Here is a 6,581-nt window from a genome sequence, read left to right as displayed (position 1 = left end):
CCTTCTGCACGGAAGAGGTCGCGCAGATCGTGCGCCTTTGCGATCAGTATCATATTCCTGTGATTCCCTACGGTACCGGAACATCCGTCGAAGGCCACCTTCTTGCGACACAAGGAGGTGTTTGTCTTGATCTGTCGGAGATGGATCAGATCGTTGAAATCAATTCGCAAGATATGGATTGCCGTGTTCAGGCCGGTGTGACTCGCGAAGAGCTGAATAAGGCGCTGCGTTATGACGGTTTGTTTTTTCCCATCGATCCAGGGGCCAACGCCAGTATTGGCGGTATGGCGTCCACACGTGCTTCCGGAACAAATGCCGTGCGGTATGGCACGATGCGTGACGCGGTGCTTGGACTCACCGTTGTGACGCCTCAGGGGGAGATCATCCGTACGGGCACCCGGGCACGTAAAAGCGCTGCAGGTTATGACCTTACGCGCATGTATGTGGGTGCCGAAGGCACACTTGGAGTCATTACTGAGGTGCAGCTTCGGCTTCATCCGGTACCGGAGCAAATTCGTTCGGCTGTATGTAGTTTTGAGAATCTGGAGGGGGCGGTATATACGGTTATCGAGGCGATGCAAGCTGCGATCCCAATGGCACGTATCGAATTACTCAATAATTTACAGATGAAAGCCTGTATTAAGTACTCAAAACTGGAAGGCTTTGCAGAAGCGCCTACACTGTTTCTGGAGTTTCATGGTTCGCCCGCAGGCGTTCAGGAGCAGATTGATCTATTTGACGAAATTGCTGGCAGTAATGGCGGTACCCAATTCCGCTGGGCAGACAATACAGAAGACAGAAATGAGCTTTGGACCGCCCGGCACAACGCCTATTTTGCAGCTCAGGCACTGAAGCCCGGTTCTAAGGCAATAACCACGGATGTATGTGTGCCTATATCCCGGCTTGCGGATTGTATATTGGCTGCGGAAGCAGCCGCGAAAGAAAGTGATCTGTTGTGTCCGATCGTTGGGCATGTTGGAGATGGTAACTTTCATCTGCTGATCGTTTTTAATCCTGCTGAATATGAAGAGCTTGAAGCAGCTCGAAAATTGTCTGCTAAAGTTGTTGAGGGTGCTTTGGCTGTAGGCGGCACTTGTACAGGTGAACATGGGATCGGGAGTGGCAAAAAAGAGTATCTGCGTACCGAGCATGGTAGTGCAGTGGAGATCATGGCGACGCTGAAGCGAGCGCTGGATCCGAATAATATTATGAACCCGGATAAGGTGCTGGATATTTAGCATCGACTGCAGTTGTTCAGGCAGTCTTGGGGGAGTTGTACGGGTGTATCGACGTTGTTATCTGCATCCGGTTGATATGGAGAGTATCTATGGATGACCTGAAACCATCAGACCTGAATATCTTACTTGTAGAGCCCTCTAATGCTCAGAGCAAAGTGATTGAGCATGAGTTAAGTCGAGAGGGTGTGCACAGTATCGACTTTGTAAGCGGCAAAGAGGAAGCGTTGGAACGGATCGATCAACTATGTCCTGATCTTGTTATTTCCTCGCTCCATTTTGCTGACGGCACTGGATTGGATCTGCTGCGTGAAATTCGTGGGCAGGAGGAACTAGAAGATCTGCCGTTTATGCTGATTACCAGTGAGGCACGCCGTGATCGACTGGAAGAGTTTAAGCAGTCTGGCGTTGTGGCTATATTGCCGAAGCCGTTCACGCATGAAAACCTGTCTCGAGCGATCAGTTCCACGCTAGATTTGCTGACAACACAAGATCTGGATCTGGAGTTGTACGATCCGGAAGAACTGCGGGTGTTGGTCGTAGACGACAGCAGGTTGGCGCGTAAGGTAATTTTGAAGGTATTGGGTAATCTGGGTATCACCAACATGACTGAGGCAGCCGATGGATCTGAAGCAATACAGATTTTGGGTGGTGAGAGTTTCGATCTGGTGGTAACGGATTACAACATGCCTGAAGTGAATGGCGTGGAGTTAACCGAGTTTATTCGTGGGTCGGAAACTCACAGCCATGTGCCTGTTCTAATGGTGACCTCAGAAGCAAACCAGACTCATCTTGCCAACGTGGCGCAGTCGGGTGTTAACGCCATGATGGATAAGCCGTTTGAGCCAGAGTCTGTCAGACGGTTGCTCGCGACTATGATGAACGATTAGATAGAAAAATACGCCAAGGCAAGTGCATAAAACCCCTTTAAGATCAGAACCTTGAAGGGGTTTTTTAATGTTGGTTAAGCGAGAGAATGCTTAGCCGTTGAAGTGCATATGGTTCAGATAACAATAGGCAGTGATAAACGCAGGTTCCTGAAACTTTTTAAGACCGGTTTCACGGAAGTCGATCATGATTGGGTTACGCTTTAACTGTTCTTTGATTTCAGATGAAGGAGTCATGACAACTTTAAGGCCTTCGATCAGCTGAATTGCTGCTTCCAGTTTAAAACCGACGGCACTGCCTGAAAACTTACCCGTCGTTGGTCGCTGACGAATAACTGCACAGTCTACCCCGTAATCTTCCATGAGCTTACGAAACGTAAACTGGAAGTGTTGAACCTCTTCCTGATTATTTGGGTTGTGCAGGGTGAGCTTACGCTGGCGACAATCCGGAATATCAAACAGACCGTCGGAAAGCGAGAGGAGGGTAATGATAGCTTCGCTGCCGGTTAGCTCAACGCCACAAACTTTCATAATGAGATTTCTACCTGAAGATTAATATGAGGGCAGCATTATAGCGGACTCAGTAGAGCTTGCCGACCTGATCTAGATGGGTAAGGTACAATCGAAGATCAAACTCCAGCTGATGGTAGTCTGGTTCCATGTGTTCACAGAGCTTATAAAACGCTTTGTTGTGATCTTTCTCCCGCAGATGGGCCAGCTCATGGACCACAATCATACGTAAGAAGGCCTCTGGCCCACGTTTAAAGATTGAATCGATACGTATTTCGTTTTTCGACTTCAGCTTGTTGCCTTGTATGCGTGAAATTTGTGTATGCAGGCCGAGTGCATCTCGTGTGACACTGATCTTGTCGTCGTATATGACTTTACTGACGGGGGCAGACTTGCGCAGGTAGTTGTTTTTCAGGTCTATCGTGAACGCATAAAGCGCCCGATCCGTTCGGACTTGATGTTGCTGTGGATATTTATCTAACAGCAAAGAACCCAGCTTTTCATCCTTCAGTAACTGCGTCACTTGTTGCTTCAGATGATCTGGATATGCATTGAGATATTTTAGTTGTGACATCGATATAGTCGTCCGGTTGTTCAGCGCAGATCAGCAAATTTTTATGATTTCGCAGGTATGCTGACCGATATGTACTTCGTCGCCTACATATTTCTGTACCAGCTCAGTCCCTAGCGGTGAAGCGGGTGAAATCACCGTAATGTGCTGCCCGGCTATAGTGACCTCAACACCGCCGGCTGCAGGTCCCAAAAATAGATGGCGAAGGTTACCATTGTCTTCCCGCAGAAGAATCTGCGCACCCAGTGTGATAGGGGAGTCATCCCCGAATGTTTTCGGCGACAATTGGTGGAATCGGGCAACGGCATCTTGTAACTCGGCAACACGGCGAGACTGGCCTTCGGCAAGATAAGAGGCCTCCAGCCCGAGGGTATCGTATTGCGTCTCTGCCACGCTTTCTTCATGTGTGGCTGCATGACGGGCTTCGTCGGCAGCGCGCTGGGTATCCGCTAATGTGTGTTCTAGTTGTGCCAGAATCGCGGCGACTAACGTCATGGTGTTGGGTATTTGCATACTGAATCTTTGATCGATCTATTCGCTGGACGAATGTTCATGAACCTTCTTTACGACGATATTATCGACGGAACGTAGTGTTCGGGCCATCTCTCTGGCGAGGTTCATCATCAGCACGCCAAAGTCCAGCGGGGCTTTTTCGTGGAGATTGTGAAAGAGGTGGGTATTGATCTCTAATACGATACTGTCCTGTACGGCGATGGCACTGCCGACACGGTCGTGAAGTGCAATCATGCTCATAAAGCCAATTTGCTCCCCAGCCTGATAGTCTCGGATATGGGCATATTGTCCGTCATGGCATTTATAGTATGCGATAGCGCCTTTCAATATGACAAAAAACGCATCCCCGCGTTCGTTTGGTTCAAACAGCACCTCTTTCGCGTCAAGTGCGTAGAGTTTGGCTTCTTGGAACAACCAGTTCAGGGTGTCGTCGGAGAGCGCACCGAATGTCGATGCTCCTTTGAAATAATCAATACTGAAGTGTGAAAGCACTTCGGGGCCCGTTAATACATGCATGCTTAACCCCTTTATCCAGAAAACTGTTCCTATTCATAAGACAACAGTTTTCCGGTTATTTTCAACAAATTATTGCGGGTGGCGGCCTAAGCTTTTGGTCGTAGGGCGGTCCGGCTTTTCAGTATTCGTCGATGTTTAATCCAGCTTGATGATGCTGTTGAACGCGATGACGACCCTGTCTTCCTGGCCAAAATAAGGCAGGGCGGAGTGCTTGAGATACGAAGGAAAGATCACAATCTGACCTTCCGTCGGTTGGAAGTCCCAGAAGCCGTTGTTGTTGATATAGGCTGTACCCGCATCCAGATACTGGTCAGCGCAGAAGCGAGGGTCGTAAAAACGGTTACTACCGTTACGCGTCACGATCTCGCACTCGCCCGCATCAACGTAGTAGATACCACACCAAGAACAGTTGGGATGAGAGTGAGCATCGTGATAGCCACCGTTCTGGGTGATGTGATACCAGGATTCTGTTATCTCGGCAGTACCAATCGCCCCTCGGGGCCAGAAGTCTTGATTTACCGCGGTTGCCACTGTGCTCAGCATGTCTTCCACAAAACCGCGCAGTTGGCGGATGGGTGGGATCGGCTGGGTCAGAAAGTCCAGCTTACTTTCATAGAGTCCGTGCTTAGCATCAGTGGCAACTTCGCTTTCAATCGGCATTTGCTGCTGTTCCTGATTGCTGTAAATCGCTTCCAGCAGCTCGGCTTTGATCGCATCGTGATCGGGATAGTTCAGGGCGAACATCTGAGTTTGCCAAAGGTTAATATCTTCGATCATCACGTCAATTTCCGACATGCTTTCCTCTACTCGGTTTGTATATTAGAAACAGCCGGAAATGATATGCCATATCGTGGTTTAGGTCACTATTAACCCGGAGGGTTGATAGATTGGCTCAGGGATAAGCCAACATTAGAGGCATAGGACAATGCGAGCCCCCGCAAAGCAAGCAATTTCGCATAATTGCGCCAGCTTGGAGGGGGCGACGGACAAATGGGTATTTATTACCTATTCGTCTGCTAGGTCACTAGTTGTGCCAGACGTCGATAGCTATTCAGGCGGTCTTCGTAATCATAAGTGACAGTTACCAGCGCCAGCTCATTGGTACGATAGCGTGTGGCCAGTGCTTGGAGGCGTTCGTGACATTGATCAACAGTGCCATGTACCACTGACGCCAGAGTTTCGTCAAAGTACGCCTGATCAGAAACACTGAGTTTGGCTTTTAAGTTGAGAGCATCTTCCGGACTGTTTAGCGGCTCACGAATCCCGTGGCGGAAGGCCATCACTTTCCAGTATGCCTGTGAAGCTGCGATCAGCGCCGCCTGCTCCTCTGTTTCAGCACACACGGCAGATATTGCAATCATGGATTGAGGCTCTTCGGGATGACCGGCCTCACGCCATGCGGCTTCATACTCATCGACAATACTCACAGGGCGATCTTCAGGGCCAATGAAGAGCGCCAGTGCCATGTTCATCCCGACATGGCCGGCAAGGGATGCGCTGCCACCACTGGAACCCAGCATCCACATTTCAGGCGTTGGCGCATCATCAGGCATGACGCGCAGATCATGGTAGGGGTGTTCTGATGGGACTGATTTATCAAGAAATGCTTTTAGTAACATTGCCTGTTGTGCGTAGTTATCTTCGTGAGAAGGTGAATCCGGGAAAGCTAACGCGTGACTGGCAAGACCATCGCCCCCCGGCGCACGCCCAATCCCCAGATCGATACGATTCGGAAACAGCGTTTCCAGCAAACGAAACTGTTCAGCGACTTTGTAGGGGCTGTAGTGGGGCAGCATGACGCCACCGCTACCTACACGGATGCGTTCAGTAATGCTGGCGATATGGCTGATCAGGATTTCAGGCGCAGGTCCGGCAAAGTTGCCACTGTTGTGGTGTTCTGCAACCCAGTAGCGGCTGTATCCCCAGGTATCACAGGCTTTAGCTAACTCCGCTGAAAGCGCCACCGGACTGAGAGGGTGGGCTTTTCCCGGAACCGGGGACTGATCAACAACAGTAAGCTTAAGGGACATATGCAGGGCCTGTTTGGATATAAGAGGGGCTTTAAATTCAATTGGTTAAGTATAATTAGTCGAACTGATGTGAACTATAGGCATATATGCAATTTAACTTTTCAGATTTGGAAACATTCACGAAGGTCGCTCATTTCAGACATACCTGACGGATATCATGTTTGCGGTTGCCCAGATATGGTTTCATGAGCGCCTCATGTGACTGTTTTGGCTGTAGAGAGCGTTGACCGTGAAACCAGATACCCCAACTGCAATGCGTAAATTGATTGACGAAGTACGTGATGCAATGCCATTCGAGATGCCTGTAGACCAGATGTGT

Annotated in this window: 8 protein-coding genes; 2 read left to right on the top strand and 6 right to left on the bottom strand. The window is 49.5% G+C overall.

Annotated elements, in window-relative coordinates:
- Together ABYW01_RS10965 and ABYW01_RS10960 are read left to right on the top strand one after the other, a co-directional pair.
- Nucleotides 1–1,238, top strand: a 1,238-nt coding sequence (locus ABYW01_RS10965) for an FAD-binding oxidoreductase (RefSeq protein ID WP_372832689.1), incomplete at its 5' end; no start/stop codon positions are given.
- An 89-nt stretch (nt 1,239–1,327) separates the two neighbouring features.
- Nucleotides 1,328–2,125 (top strand): response regulator, encoded by a 798-nt coding sequence (locus ABYW01_RS10960; protein WP_372832688.1) that lies wholly within the window; start codon nt 1,328–1,330, stop codon nt 2,123–2,125.
- Nucleotides 2,126–2,215: 90 nt separating this feature from the next.
- Here ABYW01_RS10960 and ABYW01_RS10955 read toward each other — a convergent pair whose 3' ends face one another.
- The 6 genes from ABYW01_RS10955 to ABYW01_RS10930 form a co-directional block, all read right to left on the bottom strand.
- Nucleotides 2,216–2,653 carry a DUF3010 family protein gene (locus ABYW01_RS10955; RefSeq protein ID WP_372832686.1) on the bottom strand — a complete coding sequence of 146 codons (438 nt, stop codon included), beginning with the start codon at nt 2,651–2,653 and terminating at the stop codon, nt 2,216–2,218.
- A 49-nt stretch (nt 2,654–2,702) separates the two neighbouring features.
- The gene (locus ABYW01_RS10950) at nt 2,703–3,206 is read right to left on the bottom strand and encodes a M48 family metallopeptidase (protein WP_372832684.1); all 504 of its coding nucleotides are present in this window, start codon (nt 3,204–3,206) and stop codon (nt 2,703–2,705) included.
- 30 nt (nt 3,207–3,236) lie between these two features.
- Nucleotides 3,237–3,716 (bottom strand): transcription elongation factor GreAB, encoded by a 480-nt coding sequence (locus tag ABYW01_RS10945; protein WP_372832682.1) that lies wholly within the window; start codon nt 3,714–3,716, stop codon nt 3,237–3,239.
- An 18-nt stretch (nt 3,717–3,734) separates the two neighbouring features.
- A complete protein-coding gene (locus tag ABYW01_RS10940) occupies nt 3,735–4,232 on the bottom strand; it encodes a Crp/Fnr family transcriptional regulator (RefSeq protein ID WP_372832681.1) in 498 nt (165 codons plus the stop codon).
- A 135-nt stretch (nt 4,233–4,367) separates the two neighbouring features.
- Nucleotides 4,368–5,027, bottom strand: coding sequence for a TIGR02466 family protein (locus ABYW01_RS10935; RefSeq protein WP_372832680.1), 660 nt, complete (start codon nt 5,025–5,027; stop codon nt 4,368–4,370).
- Between the two features lie 221 nt (nt 5,028–5,248).
- On the bottom strand, nt 5,249–6,262 hold the full coding sequence (locus ABYW01_RS10930; protein ID WP_372832677.1) for an LLM class flavin-dependent oxidoreductase: 1,014 nt from the start codon (nt 6,260–6,262) through the stop codon (nt 5,249–5,251).
- Between the last annotated feature and the right edge of the window lie 319 nt (nt 6,263–6,581).

Source organism: Pontibacterium sp. (genome assembly GCF_041587635.1).
Taxonomy (GTDB): domain Bacteria; phylum Pseudomonadota; class Gammaproteobacteria; order Pseudomonadales; family Balneatricaceae; genus Pontibacterium.
The sequence above is the reverse complement of the archived record's forward strand: the minus strand, read 5'-3'. Positions and strand labels throughout refer to the sequence as shown.

Coding starts and splice junctions, on each gene's coding strand:
- ABYW01_RS10945 (WP_372832682.1), bottom strand. CDS start 3,716: ATGCAAATACCCAACACCATGACGTTAGTCGCCGCGATTCTGGCACAA.
- ABYW01_RS10930 (WP_372832677.1), bottom strand. CDS start 6,262: ATGTCCCTTAAGCTTACTGTTGTTGATCAGTCCCCGGTTCCGGGAAAA.
- ABYW01_RS10935 (WP_372832680.1), bottom strand. CDS start 5,027: ATGTCGGAAATTGACGTGATGATCGAAGATATTAACCTTTGGCAAACT.
- ABYW01_RS10960 (WP_372832688.1), top strand. CDS start 1,328: ATGGATGACCTGAAACCATCAGACCTGAATATCTTACTTGTAGAGCCC.
- ABYW01_RS10955 (WP_372832686.1), bottom strand. CDS start 2,653: ATGAAAGTTTGTGGCGTTGAGCTAACCGGCAGCGAAGCTATCATTACC.
- ABYW01_RS10940 (WP_372832681.1), bottom strand. CDS start 4,232: ATGCATGTATTAACGGGCCCCGAAGTGCTTTCACACTTCAGTATTGAT.
- ABYW01_RS10950 (WP_372832684.1), bottom strand. CDS start 3,206: ATGTCACAACTAAAATATCTCAATGCATATCCAGATCATCTGAAGCAA.